Raw genomic sequence first — 20128 nt, 5'->3', positions numbered from 1 at the left:
GCCGCGGGCCGAAGCGATCCCCCAGCCGGCCCGTGATGAGCAGGGGGACGGCGTAGGCGAGCAGGTACGCGCTCGTCGCCCAGAGGGTCGCCACCATGGTGGTCTCGAGCCCCTGCATGATCGACGGGTTCGCGACCGACACGATCGTGGTGTCGACGAGGATCATGAAGAAGCCGAGCACCATCGACCACAGCGCCGCCCACGGGCGGATGCGGGGGTGCGGCGCCGCAGCGGCCTGGTCGTTGCTCATCCGGTCAGCCTACTCCCGACCGCCGACAGGTGTCGCCGTTCCCGGCGGGTGCGCGGGCGGGCGGCGCCCGGGGCGCCGCACGCGATGAGCGGGGGTCCGGCCGTCCCGCGCGCGAGCGCTACCCCTTGATCGCCTCCGCCAGCTTGACGCGGGATCCCGTGCGCAGGATCGAGTTGCTGTAGATGCGGGCGCCGATCCAGAGCACCACCGCGATCGAGATCGCGAGCACCCCGAGCGACAGGAACGGCTCCCACCACTCGGCCGTGCCGAGATACAGCCGCATCGGCATGCCGATGGGTGCCGAGAACGGGATGTAGCTCATGATCGCGAGCGCCTGCGGGTTGTCGTTGAGGAAGATGATGGCGAAGTAGGGCAGCATCACCAGCCACATCACCGGGCTCACCGCCGAGGCCACGTCCTCCTGCCGCGACACCAGGGTGGCCAGCGCCGCGTACATCGTGGCCAGCAGCACGAAGCCGAAGGCGAAGAGCACGCCGAACCAGATGAGCGAGGTGCCGAGCTCGCCGAGCAGCAGGTCCTGTCCCGTGGCGAGCATGCCCACCGAGGCGATCGCCACGATCGCCACCACCTGCGCGAGGGCGAGGATGCTGTTGCCCAGGATCTTGCCCGCGAGCATCGTGCGGGCCGAGACGGTGGCCAGCAGGATCTCGACGATGCGGGTCTGCTTCTCCTCGACGACGCTCTGGGCGATCGTCGTGCCGAAGGTGATCGCGCTCATCATGTACAGCACGCCGAAGGCGACCGCGATGATGTAGGCGAGCGCGGGATTGTCCGTGGTGGGCGCGAGCAGCTCGACGGTCGGCACCGCCGAGAGCGCCTGCATCACGTCGCTCGGCGGGCTGTCCTTCGCGAGCACGGTGAGGTCGACCGGGGTGTCCCCGCCGGGCAGCACGGCGGCGTCGACCTCGCCGTCGAGCACGAGCTGCTCGGCCGCGGCGCGATCCGGCGCATCGGTCACCTCGAAGCCGAGATTCGCGAGTCCGGGCGTGGTCTGGCCCACCGTGGCGACCTTCGTCGGCCCGCCGAAGCCGCCCGTCTGCGCCAGGAATCCGCTGAACAGCACCCCGGCGAGCACGAGCAGCAGCAGCACGATGCTCGAGATGACGAACGCCTTGCTGCGCAGTTTGGTGGTGATCTCGCGCTCGGCGACGAGCCAGGCTCCCTGCGGCCCGCTCATGGGCTGCGCACCGGTGCGGGCGCGGGGATCGGTGACGGGATCGGTGAGAGTCCGGGTGCTCATCGCACGACCTCCTTGAAGATCTGGGCCAGCGTGGGGGTGACCGGGCCGAACCGGCGCACGGCGGTTCCGGATCCGGGGGTCTGCGAGGCGCTCACCGCACGGGCGAGCACCGCCTGGGCGGCCTCCTCGGAGGCGTCGAAGCGCGCGAAGCCGCCGTCGAGGTGGGTCACCTCGACACCGGGCTGATCGCGCACCCAGCCCGCGTCGCCCGCGGGGCCCGCGAGCTCGATCTCGAACGCGCTGCCGGCGTGGTCCGCGCGCAGGCTCTCGCGCGATCCCGAGGCGAGGATCCGGCCGCCGCCGATCACCACGACGTCGTCGCAGAGGCGCTCGACGATGTCGAGCTGGTGCGAGGAGAAGAGCACGGGCGCGCCCTGCGCCGCGTAGTCGCGCAGCACGCCGAGCACCACCTCGACGGCCATGGGATCGAGGCCCGAGAACGGCTCGTCGAGCACGAGGGCCGTCGGCTCGTGCACGAGGGCCGCCGCGATCTGCGCGCGCTGCTGGTTGCCGAGCGAGAGGCTCTCGAGGGTGTCGTTCGCGCGCTCGGCGAGGCCGAGCCGCTCCACGAGACCGGTCGCGGAGGTCTTGGCCGCCGCTGCGCTCATGCCGTGCAGACGGCCGAGGTAGACCAGCTGCTCGAGCACCTTCATCTTGGGATAGAGCCCGCGCTCCTCGGGCATGTAGCCGAAGCGGGAGCGGTCGGCCGCCGTGAGCGGGCGCCCGTCGAGGCTCACCGTGCCGGCGTCGGCCGCGAGCACCCCCAGGATGATGCGCATGGTCGTGGTCTTGCCCGCCCCGTTGCCCCCCACGAAGCCGGTCATGCGACCGCCCTCGACGCGGAAGCCGACGTCGTCGAGCACTCTGCGGTCCCCGAAGCTGCGGGAGACCCCTGCGATGTCGATCATCTCGCTCCTTTCATCCCCTCCAGACTGCCCGCCGCGCGACGGCCGCACCTCCCCCGCGCGGCGGATTCCCGCCGGGCCGGGCGCACGTCGCGCAGGAGGTCCGGGGCGGAGAGAGGGACCGGGGGCTCCCCCGCGCGACGGAGGCGCGGCCGCTCGGCACGCCCTACGCTGGTCTGCATGGCGGAGATCATGGGCACCGGGTGGAGCAGACCGGCTCCCGGGGGCTCGGGACTGCGCGGGGACCTCGGCCTCGCCGTGGTGCTCGCCTTCGCGGCGACGCTCACCTCGCTGCTCTACGCCCGCGCCGGGCTCTTCGAGGAGCCCGCGGAGCCGTGGGTCTGGGTGCTCGGCCTCGGGCTCTGCACCCTGCCGCTCGCGCTGCGCCGCCGCTTCCCGGTGCCGGTCGCACTGCTCGTCTCGGCCGGCTTCTTCGTCTGCGGCGAGTTCGGCGTGCCCGAGGTGCTGATCATCAACATCTGCCTGTTCATCGCGCTCTACACCGTGGGCGCCTGGGAGCGGCACCGCGTGCTCGCCTTCTGGAGCCGGTTCGGGATCGGCGTCGGCATGATCGTGTGGCTGGTGCTCTCGCTCATCGTCGCCTCGTCGGAGGAGGACGCCTTCCCCGGCTTCTCCCGCTCGGGCATCTTCTCGGCCTACGCGACCTTCGCGGTGATCCAGATCGTCACGAACCTGCTCTACTTCAGCGGCGCGTACTACTTCGGCGAGCGCTCCTGGCGCGCCGCGCGCACTCAGGCCCTGCTCGAGGCGCAGGGCCGCGAGCTGGAGCTGGAGCGGCAGACGGGGGCGGCGCAGGCCGTGGCGCTCGATCGGATCGAGATCGCGCGCGAGCTGCACGACGTGGTGGCGCACCACGTGTCGGTGATGGGCATCCAGGCGGCGGCGGCGCGGCGCAGCCTCGCCGCGGATCCCGAGCGGGCGGAGGCCGCGCTCGAGGTGGTCGAGGAGAGCGCGCGCACCGCCGTGGAGGAGCTGCGGCGGCTCGTGCACACGCTGCGCACGCCCGAGGCCGACGGCGGCGCGAGCACCGTCGGCATCGCCCAGCTCCCGGCCCTCGTCGCGGAATCCCAGCACGCCGGGGTCCCGGCGACCCTCATCGTCGCCGGCGATCCCCGGCCGCTGCCCCTGCTCATCGACGTCGCCCTCTACCGGGTGGTGCAGGAGGCGCTCACGAACGTGCGCAAGCACGCCGGCCGCGGCGCCTCGGCCGAGGTGCGGCTGCGGTTCGAGGCCGACGCGGTCGAGATCGAGGTGAGCGACGACGGGGTGCGGCAGACGCTGGATCGCAGCGACGCGACCGGCAGCCGGCTCGGGCTGCGCGGCATGCGCGAGCGCGTCGGCGCGGTCGGCGGAGAGGTGAGCGCCGGGCGCCGGGAGCGCGGCGGATTCCTGGTGCGCGCCCGCGTGCCGCTCGACCGGCGAGAGGCGGTGCCCGCGTGATCCGGGTCGCGCTCGTCGATGATCAGGAGCTGGTGCGATCCGGCTTCCGCATCATCCTGGAGTCGGAGCCCGACATCGAGGTGGTGGGCGAGGCCGCGACCGGGGCCGAGGCCGTGGAGCTCGCGGCGCGCACGCGGCCCGACGTGATCTGCATGGACGTCGAGATGCCGCAGATGGACGGCATCGAGGCGTCCCGGCGGATCCTGGCGTCCTCGCCCCCGCCCGCCGATTCGCGGCGGGCCGGAGGCGGGGCCGATCGCGCGCCGTCGATCCTGATCCTCACCACCTTCGGCCACGAGGCCTACCTCTTCGACGCGCTCGCGGCGGGGGTGAGCGGCTTCCTGCTCAAGACCGCGCGGGCCGAGCAGCTGATCGACGCGGTGCGGTCGCTCGCCGCCGGGGACGCCCTGCTGGGGCCCGACGTCACGCGCGCCGTCATCGCGCGCGTCGCGGCGCCCGCCTCCCCCGCGCCCTCGGAGCCGCGCGCGCCGCGAGACACCCGGAGCCCGCGGGCCGCGCAGGCGATGGAGCGGGCCGGTCTCACCGAGCGCGAGCGCGAGGTGCTCGCGCTCCTCGCCGAGGGCCGCTCCAACGCCGAGATCGCCGCCGAGCTGTTCCTCGGCGAGGCGACGGTGAAGACCCACGTGTCGAACGTGCTGCAGAAGCTGGGCGTGCGGGATCGCATCCAGGCCGTCGTCTGGGCGCACACGCGCGGCGCGGAGTGACTACGCCGAGACCGCGGTCGACCACGTCAACCACTCGGCCGGATTGCGCACGAGCACACGATCCATCGCCTCGTCCCCGATGCGCGCCCGCAACCGCGGTACGAACACCCGGCCGAGGTACGACAGGCCGGGAATCCCGCCGTAGGCCCGGTATCGGCTCGCCCGCGCCACATCCGCCCCGAGCAGCACGCGGTCGCCGTACCCGGCGCGCACGACTCCGGAGAGCGAATCGATGAGCACCGAATCGGGCCAGTCCTTGTGGCGCCCCGCCCCGTCGTAGCCGAGGTAGGCGCCGCGGGCGGCGATCGCGGCGTGCAGTCCCGGATCGGGCGTGCGATCGGCGTGCGCGATCACCACTCGATCGGCAGCGACCCCCTCCTGCGCCAGGAGATCGAGCACGGCGTCGACAGCGGTGCAGTGCTCGGTGTGCACCATGACGGGCGCCCCCGTGCGGCGATGCGCGGCGCCGACGGCCTCGAGCACCACGCGCTCGCTCGTGCTCACCCGCCAGTAGTCGACGCCGGCTTTCAGCACCCCCGCGCGCACCGTCGTACGCGCCGCCGTCTCGAAGTCGACGCCGCCGTCCTCGGGGTCGCGGCACGGCATCCCGGCGACGAGGTCGCCGAGGAACACCTCGGCGAGGTCGCCGGCGTCGAGGTCCAGCAGCCACCGCCGATCGCCGTAGTGCGCGTCGCGGTGGCGCCCGGTCGTGGCGATCACGCGCAGACCCGTGCGACGGGCCAGCGCCGCGAGATCCTCGGGCCGGCGACCGAGCCCGACGGGAGTGGCATCGACCACGGCCGCGAACCCCGAATCGCGGAGGTCCCCGGCTTCCGCCTCCGAGCGGGCGGGATCGTCGAGGTCGTCGCCCGGGAGCAGGGGGGACCGTTGGAAGAAGTGCTCGTGGTAGTTCACGGCGCCGAGCGCGTCGGGCGCCACGTCCCCGAGCACCGTGCGCACGAAGCCCCCGTCGGTGCCGCTCGCCGCCTCGAACGCGCTCATCGCACCGCCGCGGCCCGATCCGCGAGTCTCGCGAACAGCTCGGGGGTCAGTTCGAGGTCGAACACCTCGGCGACCACCTGCGTCCACCCGTGGAGGAAGTAGACCCAGCCGTCCTCGACCGTCAGCCCGCGCTCCTCCTGCTGCGCCCGCGCCTGATGCATGAACTCGAGACTGCCGCGGTAGTTGAACTCCCACACGAGGGCGGAGCGCGGATAGACGACGTCGTCGCTCAGCGGCGAGCCCGGGCGGTCCTTGCCCATGCCGGTCGCGTTGGCGATGAGCGCACCCTCGCCGGCCGCGGCCACGACGCGGTCGGCCGAGGCGACGAGGGCGTCGGCGTCGAGCAGCTCGTACCGGAAGAGGCCCGTATCGAGCCCGCCGCGCTCGTGCACCTCGCGCAGGTGATCCAGGCTGGCCCGCCGCCTGGCCGTCACCGTGACGAACGCGGGGCGATCCGCCCGGTGCGCGAGATACCAGCTGAGCGCCGTGCCCGATCCGCCCGCCCCCAGGCACACCACCCCGGCGCCGGTGCGCGCGAAGTAGTCGTCCGGCACGAAGGCCTCCAGCGCCGCGCCGACCGTGATGGGGTCCTTGGCCGCACCGTGCAGACCCGTCGACCGCTTGGAGATCGACGATATCTCGCCGCACGCCTCGGCGAAGGGATCGAAGCTCGCGAACAGGTCTCGCGCCGCCTGGTACAGCCGCACCTTGTGCGTGGTCACGAGCGCTCCGGCGAGGCCCTCGTCCTCGCGGATCCGCGCGACCACATCGCGATACACCGCATCGGAGGCGTCGAGGGCCACGTCGATGCCCTCCAGCTCCCGGCTCGCCAGACCGAGCTCATCGGCCCACTCGGGGAACACCCGGTTGATCGAGGAGTGAGCGGTGTCGACGCCCACGAATCCCATGCGCCCGCCGGTCATGCCGCTTCCCCCTCCTGCGCTCGACCCCATGCCGCGGCGAGCTCGCGGGCCCGCTCGCGCACGGCCGAGTAGTCGCCCGAGACGTAGTCGGCCGCGGAGACGAGCTCCCCGCCGACACCCACCGCGACCGCGCCGGCCCGCACCCAGTCGCCGATGTTGCCGGCGTTCACGCCGCCGGTGGGCATGAAGGGGAGACCCGGGAAGGGACCGCGCAACCCGGCGAGGTACCTCGGCCCGCCCAGGCTGCCCGGGAAGAGCTTCACGATGTCCGCACCGAAGTCGGACACCGACATGACCTCGCTCGGGGTCAGCGCCCCGAGCATCGTCACGGCGCCCGTGGCGCGCATGGCCTCGGCCACGCGGGGCGTGGCGCCCGGGCTGACGAGGAACGCGGCCCCGGCGGCGACCGCCTCGGCGGCCTGCTCCGGCTCGGTGACGGTCCCCGCGCCGACGACGGCGCGATCACCCAGCTCATCGACCAGGCGGCGGATCGCCTCGGCGGCGCCCGGCGTCGAGTAGGTCACCTCGATGCCGAGGATCCCGCCCTCGACGACGGCTCGGGCGGCCTCCACCGCGTGGTCGGCCGACGGCGCGCGCAGCACGGCGACGACGCCGACTCCGTTCACGCGCTCGCGGGTGCTCTGCGCTGTCTGATGCACGATGGGTCCCTCTCAGGTTCGGTGTGGAGATCTCAGCCGATGCCGTGCGGCGGCTCGCTGCCGCGCAGTACGGCGAGCGCGTTGTCGACGCTCATCTCGGTCATCTGATCGATGGCGTGCGTGGTCTGGGCCCCGAGGTGCGGGGTGATGACGACGCGGCTCTGCAGCCCGGGATCGAGGAGCGGGCTCGGATCGGTGCTCGCGCTCTCGCCCGCGAGCGTGTCGGCCCCGTATCCGGAGAGCCGGCCCGAGTGCAGAGCGCCGGCGACCGCCGCCTCGTCGATCAGGTCGGCACGGGCCGTGTTGACGAGCAGCAGCCCGTCGGCCCCGGCCAGCCAGGCCTCCGTGATGAGCGTTTCGCCGCCGGGCGAGTGCAGCGAGACGACGTCGCAGTGCGCCAGCTCGTCGATGCCGGCTGCGCGGGTGATGCCGGGTCCGAGCGCCGCGTCGTCCGGCAGGAACGGGTCGAACACGACGACATCGGCGCCGAGCGCCCGCACCCGATCCGCGTAGCCCCGGCCGATGCGGCCGAAGCCGACCACGCCGACGCGGCACCCCGAGATCGTGCGGCCGCGGATCGCCGCCCAGTCGCCCGATCGCACCGCGCCGTCCCCCGCCGTCACGCCGCGCAGGCCGTTCAGGGTGAGCGCGAGTGCGAGATCCGCGACCGACTCGGAATTGGCGCCCGGGGTGTTGCAGACCACGACGCCGCGCCGTCTCGCCGCTGCGAGATCGACGGAGTCGACGCCCACCCCGTAGCGCGCGATCACGCGGAGTCGGGGCGCGAGCTCGAGGTGCTCGAGACCGATACCGCCCGTCCCCGCGATCCAGGCGATCGCGTCGGGCAGGACGTCCCGCAGCTCTCCGAGATCGTGCGCGGCGCCGCGGAACACGGGTTCGTACCCCGCTTCCCGCAGCCTCGCGACTCCGTCCACGGCCGCCGATCCGAACGACCGGCTCGTGATGAGCACCGTGCCCCGTGCGTCGCCGCTCACCGCTCGGCGCCCCGGTCGTACCACGCGATCGTCGCGTCGTAGGCCTCGTCGAAGCGCGCGAGCGCCCGCTCGTAGCCGGCCGCGCGCGCGGGATCCGGCACGAACTCCGCGGTCACCTCCGACAGCCTGCGCGCCGCGCCCACCGAGTCGACCGCGCCGATGCCGACCGCGCCCAGCACCGCGGCCCCGAGGCTGTTGGCCTCGTCCACGATGTTGCGCCGCCGCACGGGCACACCCCAGACATCGGCGAGGATCTGCAACCAGACGTCCGACTTCGCGCCGCCGCCGACCGCGTCCACACGATCCACCGCGGCGCCGGCCGCGCGGAACGCGTCGATGCAGATGCGCAGGTTGAAGGCGACGCCCTCCAGCACCGCGCGGGTCAGGTGCTCGCGACCGTGCCCGCGGCTGATCCCGAGGAACGACGCGCGCACGTGCGCACTCCAGCGCGGTGCGCGCTCGCCGATGAGGTGCGGCAGGAAGAAGAGCCCGTCGCCCGCGGCGTCGACCGTCTCGGCCTCCCCCACCAGACGTGCGAAGCGCCCGCCGTCCTCGTCGGGCGCGAGCACGCCGGTGATCCAGTCGAGCGCCCCGGCACCGGTCTGCATGGTGGCGGTCGGCACGAAACGATCGGGCACCACGTGGTTGAAGGTCATCGTGCGGCGCGACGGATCGAGGAGGGGCGCTTCCGAGGCGAGCGACACCCACGAGCTCGTGCCGAGGCAGGCGTAGGCGCCGTCCTCGGGCGCCACGATTCCGGCGCCGAGCGCGGCCATCGGACCGTCGCCGCCGCCCACCACGACGGCGATGCCGCGGCGCAGGCCCAGCTGTTCGGCGGCCGCGGGCAGCAGCGGACCGAGCACGTCGGTCGATCGCAGGATCCGGGGCCAGATCTCGGCCGAGACCCCCGCGGCGTCGAGCAGCTCGCCCGACCACTCGCGACGGTCCTGGTCGTAGGCGTTGGCTCCCGATGCGTCGGACGCGTCGGTCGCGATCTCGCCGGTGAGCCTGGCGTTGACGTAGTCCTTGGCGAAGACCAGGTGGCGCACCCGGTTCCAGACATCCGGCTCGTTCTCGCGCACCCACGCCACCTTCGACAGCGTGTAGCTCGGGTGCAGCGGATGGCCGGTGATGCGGTAGCCCCGCTCCGCTCCGACGAGCCGCGAGATGCGCCCGGTCTGCGCGTGGCTGCGCACATCGGCCCAGATGATGGCGGGCCGCACCGGTCGCAGTCGGGCGTCGAGGAAGATGCCGCCCATCATCTGCCCGGAGACCGAGACGGCCAGCACCTCTCTCCCCGGCACCCCGCTCCGCTCGAGAAGGGTGCGCGTCGCCTCGACGACCGCGTCCCACCACTGCTCCGGGTCCTGCTCGACGACGCCGTCGGTGCCGTAGCGGGTCGGATAGCCGACCGTGGTCGCCGACACCAGCGTGCCGTCGGGCCGGTGCAGCGAGGCCTTGTTGCCCGTGGTGCCGAGATCGTGAGCGATGATCATCCGCGGACCCCCTATTTGATCGCGCGCAGGCGCGATCGATCGAGCGTGAGCGCGACCGCGGCGACGATGACGCCGCCGTAGACGATCTGCTCGTAGGAGGGATCGACGCCGATCGCGGTGAGGCCCACGCGCAGCACCACGATGATCAGCGCGCCGATGAGCGTCTTGATCGCACCGCCGACCCCGCCCGTGATCGCGGTGCCGCCGATCACGACCGCCGCGATGGCCGGAAGCTGCAGGCTGTCGGCGAGCGTCGGTCCGCCCGAGCGCTGGGCGGTCGCCATCACGACGGCCGCGAGACCGGCGAAGAGGCTGCAGGCGGTGAAGGCGAGGATCCTCAGGCGCACGGTCGAGATGCCCGACATCAGCACGGCCGGCTCGGCCAGCCCCATCGCGTGCAGCGTCCGGCCCCGCTTGAGGGTGTGCATTCCGAGGAAGACCAGCACCGCGGCGAGGATCGCGAAGACGCCGACGGCCGGCATCTGCGCGAGGCGCAGGTCCTTGAGCGCCGCGAGCGGTTCGTACCCCTCGCTGATCCGGATCGTCGAGGCTCCCGAGATCCACAGCCCGAGGCCCGAGTAGAGGCCGAGCGAGCCCAGGGTCACGATGAACGACGGCACCTGCGCCTTCGCCACGATCACCCCGTTGACGAAGCCGATCGCGGCCATCACGAGCAGCATGAGCAGGATGCCCCCGGCGCCCATCCCCGGCAGCCACAGGGCCAGCAGCACGGTGCCGAACGAGGCGGTGGTGGCGAACGAGAGGTCGATGCCGCCGGTCAGGATCACGAACATCTGGCCCAGCGCGAGCAGCAGGATCGGGGCCAGGCTGAGCAGCAGGCCGCGCATGCTGCCGACGCCGAGGAAGTTGGGCTGCCGCAGCGTCACGACGAGGACCAGCAGCACCAGGACGGCCAAGGGCACGAGCGAGACGATGCGCGCGCGCCAGTCGATCCGGTCGATGCTCGTCTTCAGCTGGGCCGTCGACATGCTCGTCGGCGTCAAGGCCTGATCATCACGTGTGTTACTCATGCGTCACACCATCTTCTCTACGAGGTCTACGGGCCGCGGCTTGTCGCCGGGACGGGCGTCGAAGCGGTTCTCGACCTCGCCGTCGCGCATCACCAGGATCGTGTGGCTCAGCGCGATGGTCTCCTCGAGCGAGTCGGCCAGCATCACCACCGCCATGCCCTTCGCGCACTGCTCGCGCACGAAGGTGTAGACGTCTTCTTTCGCGCCCACATCGAGGCCGCGCGTGGGGTGGTCGAGGATCAGCAGTCTCAGCCTGGGCGAGTTGAGCCACTTGGCCAGCACCACCTTCTGCTGGTTGCCCCCGCTGAGGTTGCCGATGTTCGCGCGTTCGTCGGGCGTGCGCACCCGCAGGCGACGGATCCACTCGCGCGCGGATTCCCGCGCGGCTCGGATCTTGCGGAACGGTCCCCAGGCGACCGTGTCGGGATCGACCAGGAAGATGTTCTCCTCCACGCTCATCCCGTCGGCGATGCCCTCGATCCGGCGCTCGGCCGGGATGTAGCCCAGCCCCGCCGCGACCGCGTCGACGGGCGAGGCGAAGCGCACCGCCTTCCCGTGCAGCCGCACGGCGCCCGCGCTGAACGGCTCGGCTCCGAACAGGACCCGGCTGAGCTCTTCGCGCCCGGAGCCGAGCACACCCGCGATCCCGAGCACTTCGCCCTCGCGCACCTCGAACGACACGTTCTCGAAGGCTCCGCGCTTCGAGAGTCCCTCCACGCTCAGCACGACGGGATTGCCCTCGACGGGCAGCTGCTCGTCCTCGCGGTAGAACTGGGCCGAGCTCTCTCGGCCGACCATCAGGCGGTGCAGCGTCTCCACATCCGCGTCGGCCGCGCTCATCTCGCCGACCGAGCGCCCGTCCTTGAGCACGTAGACCCGGTCGGAGACGCGCAGCACCTCGTCGAGTCGATGCGACACGAAGATCACGGACGCGATCCTGCGCAGGCGATCGATCTGCTCGAACAGCGTCTCGAGCTCCGCCCCCTCGAGCACGCTGGTGGGCTCGTCCAGCACGATGACGGGTTCGAGCCGCGCCCCCTCCTCGACGTAGAGCGCCTTCGCGAGCTCGACCATCTGGCGTTCGGCGAAGCTCAGCGACTCGACGATCGAGGTGGGCGGGATCGGCGAGGCGATCTTGTCGAGCTGGCGCTGGGCGTTGGCGTTGAGCCGCGGCCAGTTGTAGAAGCCGAGGCGCACCGCGTCGCCCTCGGCGCCGAGCAGGATGTTCTCGCCGACGGTGACGTTTGAGATGAGCGACTGCTCCTGATGCACCATGCCGATGCCGGTGCGAGCCGAATCCTTGGGCGTGCGGAAGGTGACGCGCTCGCCGTTGCGGTAGATCTCGCCCTCGTCGGGCTGGTAGATGCCGGAGAGCACCTTCAGCAGGGTCGACTTCCCCGCACCGTTCTCGCCGATGAGGCCGACGACCTCGTGCGGTCGCACCTCGAAGCTCACGCCGTCGAGCGCCACCACCCCTCGGAAGCGTTTCGTGAGGTTGCGGACTTCCAGTGCGGCGGTCATTTGATCACCCTTACTCGAGTGCGGAGCCGCCAGCCGGTCGCGACGACCGCGGCGATGATGACGATGCCCTGAACGGCGATCTGCACGTAGGAGTTGACGCCCATCAGGATGAGGCCGTTGCTCAGCGCGATGATGATCGCCACACCCACGAGGCTGCGCAGCACGCCGCCGCGACCGCCGGTGAGCAGCGTCCCGCCGAGCACGACGGCCGTGATGGAGGTGAAGAGGAACCCCTCGCCGATGACGGGCGAGCCGACGCCGAGTTGAGTCGCGACGAGCACGCCGGCGATGCCCGACGTGGTGCCGCCCACGACGAACGCCCCGATCTTGTAGCGCGCGACGTGCACTCCCGAGAGCCTGGCGACGGCCTCGTCGCCGCCGATGACGTAGCCGTAGCGACCGAGGCGGGTGAAGCGCTGCACCAGATAGCCGAGGATCAGCACGACGAGCGCCACGAGGAAGATGTTGGCGATGCCGAGGGTGTTGCCGGTGCCGATGGCCTTGAGGCCGGGGTCGAGCAGTCGCGGCGAGCGACCCCCGAACAGCACCGTCGCGACGCCGATCCCGACCGCTCCCATACCGAGCGTGACCATGAACGACGGGATTCCGAAGCGCACGTTGAGCACGCCGTTGGCGAGGCCGAAGAGCGATCCGGCGGCCACGCCGAGAAGGGCGCCGAGCACGCCCAGGCTCAGGTCGTTGCGGTCGTTGGCCGCGGTGAGCACGAAGATCAGCGAAGAGGTCGCCATCACGCCCTCGATCGAGAGATCGATGCCGCCGAGCAGGATGACGAAGGTGAGTCCCGTCGCGATGACGAGCGGGATGGCGAGCTGCGAGAGCAGGATCCCGACGTTCCCCGGGCTCAGGAACGTGGGGTTCGCGACGGTGAACACCACGATCAGGGCGATCAGAGCGACGAGCGGGCCGCCGTCGACGAGCCGCTTCCGCAGCCTCGACGGCACGCGCACGTCCGCGGTCGCCGCGGGCACGGTGGTTTCAGTCATGGTCTCCTTCTCTCACTGCTCGGCCCCGGGGATCGCCCGGTGCCGGGACGGCGTGTCGAGCGCGGTCCCGGCACCGGGCGCGGGCGAATGGCTAGGGCTCGATCGGGCCCTGGCTGCGCGCCCAGGGATCCTCGAAGTCGGGAACCAGCTGCTCGAGCGGCGGCGCCTGGAGGAAGTCGGTCACGTTGTCGGCCGTGACGACGGTCTGCCCGCCGTAGAAGGCGCGCTCCTCGTGGCTGAGCTCGCTCACGTCGATCTCGCCGGTCGCCGCCTTGTAGGCCAGCGAGAGCGCGGCGCCGCCCTGCCACCACGGATCGGTGGACACGGTGGCGACGTACCCCGAATCGCCCTCCTGGATCGCCTCGAGCGCCTCGGGCACCGCGTCGAAGCCGACGACCGGGATCTCGCCCTCGAGCCCTGCGGCTCGGAGGGCCTCCACGGCGCCCAGCGCCATCTCGTCGTTCGCCGCCCAGACGCCCTTGATCTTGTCGCCGTACTTGGCGAGCAGCGTCTGCGTCACCGAGAGCCCCTCGGAGCGGCTGTAGTTCGCGGTCTGATCCTCGAGCAGCTCGACGCCGGGGTTCTCGCTCAGCGCGTTCTGCAGCCCCTCGAAGCGCTGCTTCGCGGGCACGTTGTCGAGGATGCCCTGCAGGGCGATGATGCCGCCCTCTCCGCCCATCTCCTCGAAGAGCGCCTCCGAGACCTCTTTGCCGCTGGTGCGGCCGTCGAAGCTGATGTGGGCGACCCAGTTGTCGCTCACGTCCCACGGGAACAGGTCGTCGGGCTTGTTCCACTGCGTCACGACGAAGCCGCCCGCATCGGTCACCGCATTGACGATCGCCTCGGTGTCGGAGGATGTGTTGGGGTCGACGTTGAGCGCATAGATCTGGCCCGAGGTGCCGAGCGCCTGGATCTGCGAGAGCTGACGCTGCGAATCCGCCTCGTCGGTGATGGTGTTCACCTCGACGCCGGCCCACTCGCCGAAGAGATCGCCGCCCTCGACCCAGTTGGCGTGGTACGCGTTCGACAGGCTGCGAACGCCCTGGTAGACGGCGACGTCCTCGGAGCTCGCGCCGGAGGCGCCGGATCCCGCGTCATCGGAGGCCGACGAGCACCCCACCAGGGACGTCATGCCGACTGCCGCAGCCAATCCCAGACCGACGAGTGCGCGCCGTGTTGTGTTACGAGTCATGTTGCTCGGTACTCCTCACTTCGTTGTGCTTCGGGCACGGAACACTCGCGACTTTCGCATCCGCCGTGCTCGTAGCAATACTACGCAATTCTTCGAATTTTGCAAATGCCGTTACCATTCGGAAACATAAATCCGGGTTTTAAAGTAGTATTGCTACATATAGACTGGAGGTGTCGGCCGCGCACAGCACGACCGAACACCCGGTACGACCGAGCAAAGGAGCAGTGAAGATGGCGAACACCGGTGAGCGGTGGCGGGTCAGAGTAGTGGCCGAGGGCCGGCTGGAGATCCTGACGGAGCCCGCGGGCGAACTCGCGCCGGGCGAGGCCCGCGTCTCCATGCGCATCGCGGGTGTCTGCGGGTCCGACACCCACGCGTACCACGGCAAGCACCCCCAGATGAAGATCCCCTACTACCCCGGCCACGAGGTCGTCGGCATCGTCGAGGAGATCGGATCCGGAGTCGAGGGCGTCGCCGTGGGCGACCGCGTCACTCCCGAGCCGACGCTCCCCTGCGGGCGGTGCAAGGTCTGTCGCGCCGGCAACGAGAACGTCTGCGAGAATCTCCAGTTCTTCGGCTGCGGCTATCGCGAGGGGGGCCTGGCCGAGAGCTTCACCATCCCGGCGGATCGCCTGCGCGCGGTTCCCGACGACTTCACCGATGAGCAGGCGCTGCTCATCGAGCCGCTCGCCACCCCGGTGCACGCCGCCCGTCTCGCCGGCGATCTCACGGGCAGGACCGTGCTGATCCACGGCTGCGGCACGATCGGCCTGCTGATGCTCGCCGCCGCCCGCTACGCGGGAGCGCGCCGGATCGTCGTGAGCGACCTGCTGGCGGCGAAGCGCGAGGTCGCCCTGTCGCAGGGGGCCGACGCGGCGATCGACGCCGGAGCCGAGGACTTCGTCGGACTCGCGCTCGAGCACCTGGGCGAGACGGCCGACGTGGTCTTCGACTGCGTCGCGATACAGCCGACGGTCGACGCCTCGATCAGGATCGCGACCAAGGGAGGCACCGTCGTCGTCGTCGGCGTCCCCTCGCGACCCGTCACCGTCGATCTCCCCACCGTGCAGGATCGCCAGCTCAGGCTGCAGGGCGCCGCGACCTACGTCACCGAGGACTACCGCAAGGCCGAGGAGATCATCCGCTCGGGTGCGGTCGATCCCGGCGTCATGGTGTCGAGCTCCTTCCCCTACACGGAGTCGAGCGCGGCCTTCGATCTCGCCAGCACGGGCACGGAGATCAAGGTCGCCATCACCGCCTAGACCGGACGGCGACGGCCTCTGCTCCCTCGCCGGGGAGCAGAGGCCGTTCGCGTCGCGACTCGCCCGGCCGGGATGCCGCATCCGCGCCGGGATGCCGGTGCTCACTCCGTGCGATACTTCAGCAGCGCCGTCTTCATCGCCCGGAACTGCTCGCGGTGCTCCTCCCCCCGGCGCACCGCGATCGCGGCGGCGAGGATGTCGACGACGGTGAGACCCGCGATGCGACTCGCAGCGGGGGTGTAGAGGTCCGTGTTCTCGAAAGTCGGCACGACGAGGCCGATATCCGCGTACTCGAGCAGCGGGGCATCGGGGTTCCCCGTCATCACGATCGTGGGCAGGCCCCGCTGCCTCGCGGCCCGGGCGAGACGGATCACATCCCCGGTGCGGCCCCCGTTCGAGATGGCCACGACCGCGCTGGGGGCGGAGAGCGTCGAGATCGCCATGAAGATCTGATGCGGATCGGTCGGGGCCAGGAGCGGCCTGCCGAAGACCGAGAACTTCTGCGCGGCATCGGTCGCGATGACGTTCGAGGCGCCGAAGCCGATGAAGATGATGCACGGCGCGACTTCGAGGATGTCGACGGCGCGCTCCAGCGCGTCGATGTCGAGTTCGTTGCGCGCCTTGTCCAGGCTGGTGATCGTGTGGTCGAAGACCTTGCGGGCGATGCCGTCCACGGAGTCGGCGTCGGTGATGGACGAGAACGTCACGGGCATGCCGAGCGCGAGCGCCTGCGTCAACTCCATCTTGAGCGACTGGAAGCCGTCGCAGCCGAGGGAGCGGGCGAGCCGCATCACCGTCGGTTCGCTCACCCCCGCCACCTCGGCGGCGCGAGCCATCGTGTAGCCAGTGAAGACCTGCGGCTCCGCCAGGATCGCCTCCGCCACCCTCCGCTCCGAGCGACTGATCCGATCGAGGATCGCCGAGATGCGCTCGAGGATCGATCCGCGGCCCTCGGCACCGGGGCTGCCCGGCTCCGCCACTACCGGGGCACCCGCATCGTCGCGCTGCTTCTCATTCCCGTTCGACAGCATCCCGGCAGCCTCCTCGTTCCGTTCGCTCCGTCACCGTGCTGCCGAGAGGAGCGGGCCCGCCTCAAGCGCCGTACCCGCGATGGTCGGGGTTGTCGATGACCATCCAGCCGCCGTCGCCGTCGTCTACGACGAGTCGGCGCATGCCGCCTGCGCGCTCGATAATACCGTAGTCCTGGCCGGCGTCGGAGTTGTAGCAGAACAGCGTGACGAAGGGCTCGTCCCCGACGTTGACGCTGCGGTGCACCCACTCGCCGGGTACGTGCGCGGCCTGCCCGGGAGCCAGCTCGACGGCGGAGGTCTGCCCGTCGACCGTGTCCATGAGCATCACTCCCCGCCCGCTCAGGCAGTAGTAGAGCTCCGCGCGATCGGTCCTGCCGTGCAGATGACCGCGCGTGAGGGCGTACTCATCGCCGACCCTGCCCGGCTCGAGGCGGCTGGTGCCGATCGTCAGCGCCCCCGGCTTGTCCCCGTACGAGTGCGACTGCACCGAGTAGACCTCGAAGCCGGCGCCCCGCTCGGCGAGCAGCGAGCGGTAGGCCTCGCGGTCCCGGTACACGCCCTCCAGCCGCTCGAAGTCCACCCGATAGGTCCCCGACCGCCCCTCGATGACGCCGTCGGTGAAGATGGACAGCAGCGCCGGCACGTCCACGGCTCGGGCTTCGGTGTTCTCGATTGCAGAAGTCATGTAGCAATACTACCTAACTGGTGCCCATTTTCACGATGGACAAGCAAAATACCCCCGAATACCGTAGTATCGCTACAAAGAAGATTCGCAATGACGCGCTCCTGCCGCGCGAAGGGCAGAGGAAGGAAGCCATCGTGAAGGCGATCGTGTTCCGTGAGGGATCCCACTGGGCCGTCGAGGAGGTGCCCCGCCCCGAACCGCAGGCCGGCGAGGTGCTGCTCGAGGTCATCCGCACGGGTGTCTGCGGCACCGACGAGCACCTGCTGCACGGCGGGTTCATCGCGAAGCTCCCGCTGATCCCGGGGCACGAGATCCTCGGCCGCGTGGTCGAGCACGGCCCCGGCGTGACCGAGCCCGCCATCGGCAGCGTCGTGACCGTCGACAACACGATCCACTGCGGGGAGTGCGTGCCGTGCCTCACCGGTCGCGCCCTCTTCTGCGAGAACTTCGTCTCGCTCGGCTGCAATGCGTCCGGCGGCTTCGCCGAATACGTCGCCGTGCGCGCCGCGAAGACCTTCGACGCCGCCGATCTGCCGCTCGAGACGGCCGGGCTGGCCGAGCCCACCGCCTGCGCCATGCACGGCGCCGACGTACTCGATCTCGCGCCCGGATCCGACGTGCTCGTCTTCGGCGCAGGCCCGACGGGCCTCATCCTCGCCCAGCTGCTCAAGGCCTCGGGAGCCGCGCGCGTCACGGTCGCGGCCCCCACCCGGCACAAGCTCGACCTCGCCGCGGCATTCGGCATCGACGAGACCGTGCTGATGGACCGCCACGACTCCGGCGCCGCCGAGGCCGCCCTCCGCGAGCTCGCACCGCGCGGGTTCGACGCCGTCGTCGAGGCCACCGGCGCGATCTCGGTGTTCGAACTCGGCGTCCGCCTCACCGCCACCGGCGGCACCCTGCTCGTGTACGGACTGGCCGCGGAGGACGCAGCCGCTGCGGTGCGCCCCTACGAGATCTTCAGTCGCGAGCTCACCATCAGGGGCTCGTTCGCGCAGGCGTTCACCATGCGCCGGTCGATGGCCGCCCTGCGATCCGGCGCCATCCGCACCGAGGGCATCATCACCGATGTCGTGGGCTTCGACGACTTCGCCCGCGCCCTCGACAACCTGCACGACTCCGCGCAGATCAAGACCGCTTTCGAACCGAACCGGAAGGCACGACCGTGACCGCTCGCCCCGCACCCCAGCTGATCCACCACATCGGATTCCTGGTGAACGACCTCGAGGCCGCGATCGAGCGGTGGTCGCTCGCGACCGGCTACACGTTCAGCCCGATCGCGCGCTACCGCACCGAACGGTACGCCGACTCGAGCAACCCCGAGCCGCACTGGCACGATGCCCGCATCTCGTTCAGCCTCGAGGGCGCCCCGCACATCGAGCTCATGGAGTTCCACGGGCGGGGCACGCACGCCGCGGCCGAGGGCGAGGGCTTCCACCACCTCGGATACATGAACACCCCCGACATGGAGGGCCGCATGTCCGAGTTGCGCGCGCTCGGCTTCACCGTCAACGGCGAGTCGATCGATCAGGAGGGGCGATCCATCCTCTGGTTCACCGACAAGGGCGATCTGCACAACGTGCGCCTGGAGTACGTGAGCGAGGATCCGCAGCCCATCGTCGACGATTCGGGCGATCCGCTGCCGCCCGATGCGGACGGCAAGCCGGACCTCTGGGCCGGCCGCTGATCGGGCGCCGACCCCGCGCCCGGACCCACCCGCACGCTCCGACGCACCGCCGCAGGCGACCGGAGCGGTCTCCCTCCCGGAAAGGCGGATCGTGAGCACCGACCACCGCGCACCAGCCGTACTCGTGATCGGCGAGGCGCTCATCGACATCGTCGAGCGCCCGGGCTCGGCGCAGGAGTTCGTGGGCGGCGGCCCCGCGAACACCGCGATCGGGCTGGCCCGCCTCGGCGTGCCGGTCTCGCTGCTCACGTGCCTCGGGGACGACGACCGGGGCAGGCGCATCGCCGATGCCCTGGCCGACGAGCGCGTCGGCCTGCACCCGGCATCGGCTCCGGTGCCCCGGACGTCCACGGCGCGGGCCTCGATCGATGCGCGCGGCAGCGCGGAGTACAGCTTCGACATCCACTGGCGGGTGCCCGACGTCGACATCGCGCCGCCCCGGATCGTCCACGCGGGCTCGATCGGGCTGTTCCTCGAGCCGGGCGCGACCGCGCTCGCCGCGATCCTGCGGCGCCAGAGCGGTCGCAGCACCATCACCATCGACCCGAATATCCGGCCCTCGCTGCTGCCCGAGCACCCGCTCGCACTCCGCCGGTTCGAGGAGGCCGCCGCGCTCGCCGACCTCGTCAAGCTGAGCGACGAGGACGCGGCGTGGCTCTACCCGTCGCTCGGGCCGGAGGCGGCGGTGGAGCGCATCTGCTCCCTCGGACCGGGCTCCTGCATCCTGACCCGCGGCTCCGATGGCGTGTACGCACGGCATCGGGAGCGCACCTTCGAGCTCGCCGCGTACCGCGTGACGGTGGCCGATACGATCAGCGCGGGGGATTCCTTCATGGCGAGCGTCATCGCGGGGCTGGTCGCCGCCCACGCCGACCCCACCCCGGCGGAGTTCCTCGAGCTGCTGGACTCCGCCGCCCGCGCGGCCGCGTTCGCGGTCTCGGTGTCCGGCGCGGCTCCGCCGACCCCGGAGCAGGTGGCTGCCGTGCCCTCGCGGCTCCCCCCGCGCGAGCGCTGAGTCGGCGGGGTGCGGCTCCGCTC

19 protein-coding genes and 1 pseudogene are annotated in these 20128 nt (G+C 71.3%); 6 read left to right on the top strand and 14 right to left on the bottom strand.

Annotated elements, in window-relative coordinates:
• From ACWKZU_RS16475 to ACWKZU_RS16465, 3 genes and pseudogenes are all read right to left on the bottom strand, one after another.
• Positions 1-250 (bottom strand): annotated as a pseudogene (locus tag ACWKZU_RS16475) (MFS transporter); the annotation flags it as partial.
• Between the two features lie 118 nt (positions 251-368).
• The gene (locus ACWKZU_RS16470) at positions 369-1511 is read right to left on the bottom strand and encodes an ABC transporter permease (protein ID WP_449283419.1); all 1143 of its coding nucleotides are present in this window, start codon (positions 1509-1511) and stop codon (positions 369-371) included.
• The gene (locus tag ACWKZU_RS16465) at positions 1508-2419 is read right to left on the bottom strand and encodes an ABC transporter ATP-binding protein (protein WP_449283418.1); all 912 of its coding nucleotides are present in this window, start codon (positions 2417-2419) and stop codon (positions 1508-1510) included. Before ACWKZU_RS16465 ends, ACWKZU_RS16470 begins: the two co-directional genes overlap by 4 nt.
• 177 nt (positions 2420-2596) lie before the next feature.
• On the opposite strand from ACWKZU_RS16465, the gene ACWKZU_RS16460 reads away from it, so the two are divergent.
• Positions 2597-3877 carry a sensor histidine kinase gene (locus ACWKZU_RS16460; protein ID WP_449283417.1) on the top strand — a complete coding sequence of 427 codons (1281 nt, stop codon included), beginning with the start codon at positions 2597-2599 and terminating at the stop codon, positions 3875-3877.
• A complete protein-coding gene (locus ACWKZU_RS16455; protein WP_449283416.1) occupies positions 3874-4602 on the top strand; it encodes a response regulator in 729 nt (242 codons plus the stop codon). The genes ACWKZU_RS16460 and ACWKZU_RS16455 overlap by 4 nt, the downstream gene beginning before the upstream one ends.
• On the opposite strand, the gene ACWKZU_RS16450 is transcribed toward ACWKZU_RS16455, so the two are convergent.
• From ACWKZU_RS16450 to ACWKZU_RS16410, 9 genes are all read right to left on the bottom strand, one after another.
• Positions 4603-5604 (bottom strand): phosphotriesterase family protein, encoded by a 1002-nt coding sequence (locus ACWKZU_RS16450; protein WP_449283415.1) that lies wholly within the window; start codon positions 5602-5604, stop codon positions 4603-4605. It abuts the gene before it with no gap.
• Positions 5601-6527, bottom strand: a complete 927-nt coding sequence (locus ACWKZU_RS16445; RefSeq protein WP_449283414.1) for a shikimate dehydrogenase family protein — start codon at positions 6525-6527, stop codon at positions 5601-5603. Before ACWKZU_RS16445 ends, ACWKZU_RS16450 begins: the two co-directional genes overlap by 4 nt.
• Positions 6524-7186 (bottom strand): bifunctional 4-hydroxy-2-oxoglutarate aldolase/2-dehydro-3-deoxy-phosphogluconate aldolase, encoded by a 663-nt coding sequence (locus ACWKZU_RS16440; RefSeq protein ID WP_449283413.1) that lies wholly within the window; start codon positions 7184-7186, stop codon positions 6524-6526. The genes ACWKZU_RS16445 and ACWKZU_RS16440 overlap by 4 nt, the downstream gene beginning before the upstream one ends.
• A gap of 32 nt (positions 7187-7218) precedes the next feature.
• Positions 7219-8181, bottom strand: coding sequence for an NAD(P)-dependent oxidoreductase (locus tag ACWKZU_RS16435; RefSeq protein WP_449283412.1), 963 nt, complete (start codon positions 8179-8181; stop codon positions 7219-7221).
• The gene (gene xylB, locus ACWKZU_RS16430) at positions 8178-9677 is read right to left on the bottom strand and encodes a xylulokinase (protein ID WP_449283411.1); all 1500 of its coding nucleotides are present in this window, start codon (positions 9675-9677) and stop codon (positions 8178-8180) included. The genes ACWKZU_RS16435 and xylB overlap by 4 nt, the downstream gene beginning before the upstream one ends.
• A gap of 11 nt (positions 9678-9688) precedes the next feature.
• On the bottom strand, positions 9689-10708 hold the full coding sequence (locus ACWKZU_RS16425; protein WP_449283410.1) for an ABC transporter permease: 1020 nt from the start codon (positions 10706-10708) through the stop codon (positions 9689-9691).
• A 3-nt stretch (positions 10709-10711) separates the two neighbouring features.
• Positions 10712-12229, bottom strand: a complete 1518-nt coding sequence (locus ACWKZU_RS16420; RefSeq protein WP_449283409.1) for a sugar ABC transporter ATP-binding protein — start codon at positions 12227-12229, stop codon at positions 10712-10714.
• Positions 12226-13233 carry an ABC transporter permease gene (locus ACWKZU_RS16415; RefSeq protein ID WP_449283408.1) on the bottom strand — a complete coding sequence of 336 codons (1008 nt, stop codon included), beginning with the start codon at positions 13231-13233 and terminating at the stop codon, positions 12226-12228. The genes ACWKZU_RS16420 and ACWKZU_RS16415 overlap by 4 nt, the downstream gene beginning before the upstream one ends.
• Positions 13234-13324: 91 nt before the next feature.
• Positions 13325-14425, bottom strand: a complete 1101-nt coding sequence (locus ACWKZU_RS16410; protein ID WP_449283407.1) for a sugar ABC transporter substrate-binding protein — start codon at positions 14423-14425, stop codon at positions 13325-13327.
• Positions 14426-14655: 230 nt separating this feature from the next.
• Between ACWKZU_RS16410 and ACWKZU_RS16405 the strand changes: the two genes are divergently transcribed.
• Positions 14656-15687: a zinc-dependent alcohol dehydrogenase gene (locus tag ACWKZU_RS16405; protein ID WP_449283406.1), complete on the top strand. Its 1032-nt coding sequence runs from the start codon at positions 14656-14658 to the stop codon at positions 15685-15687.
• A gap of 101 nt (positions 15688-15788) precedes the next feature.
• On the opposite strand, the gene ACWKZU_RS16400 is transcribed toward ACWKZU_RS16405, so the two are convergent.
• Together ACWKZU_RS16400 and ACWKZU_RS16395 are read right to left on the bottom strand one after the other, a co-directional pair.
• Complete coding sequence (locus ACWKZU_RS16400) at positions 15789-16718, bottom strand: MurR/RpiR family transcriptional regulator (RefSeq protein WP_449283405.1); 930 nt, start codon at positions 16716-16718, stop codon at positions 15789-15791.
• A 61-nt stretch (positions 16719-16779) separates the two neighbouring features.
• Complete coding sequence (locus ACWKZU_RS16395; RefSeq protein ID WP_449283404.1) at positions 16780-17403, bottom strand: glucose-6-phosphate isomerase family protein; 624 nt, start codon at positions 17401-17403, stop codon at positions 16780-16782.
• Positions 17404-17537: 134 nt separating this feature from the next.
• Here ACWKZU_RS16395 and ACWKZU_RS16390 point away from each other — a divergent pair, with 134 nt between their 5' ends.
• From ACWKZU_RS16390 to ACWKZU_RS16380, 3 genes are all read left to right on the top strand, one after another.
• Entirely contained in the window at positions 17538-18572 is a 1035-nt protein-coding gene (locus ACWKZU_RS16390) for a zinc-dependent alcohol dehydrogenase family protein (protein ID WP_449283403.1), read from the top strand.
• Positions 18569-19090: a VOC family protein gene (locus ACWKZU_RS16385; protein WP_449283402.1), complete on the top strand. Its 522-nt coding sequence runs from the start codon at positions 18569-18571 to the stop codon at positions 19088-19090. Before ACWKZU_RS16390 ends, ACWKZU_RS16385 begins: the two co-directional genes overlap by 4 nt.
• A 91-nt stretch (positions 19091-19181) precedes the next feature.
• Complete coding sequence (locus ACWKZU_RS16380) at positions 19182-20105, top strand: carbohydrate kinase family protein (protein WP_449283401.1); 924 nt, start codon at positions 19182-19184, stop codon at positions 20103-20105.
• The last annotated feature ends 23 nt before the right edge of the window (positions 20106-20128 follow it).

The sequence above is a fragment of the Leucobacter sp. genome, from assembly GCF_053528595.1.
Note: the sequence above shows the minus strand (reverse complement) of the source record. Positions and strands in the feature narration are given on the sequence as shown.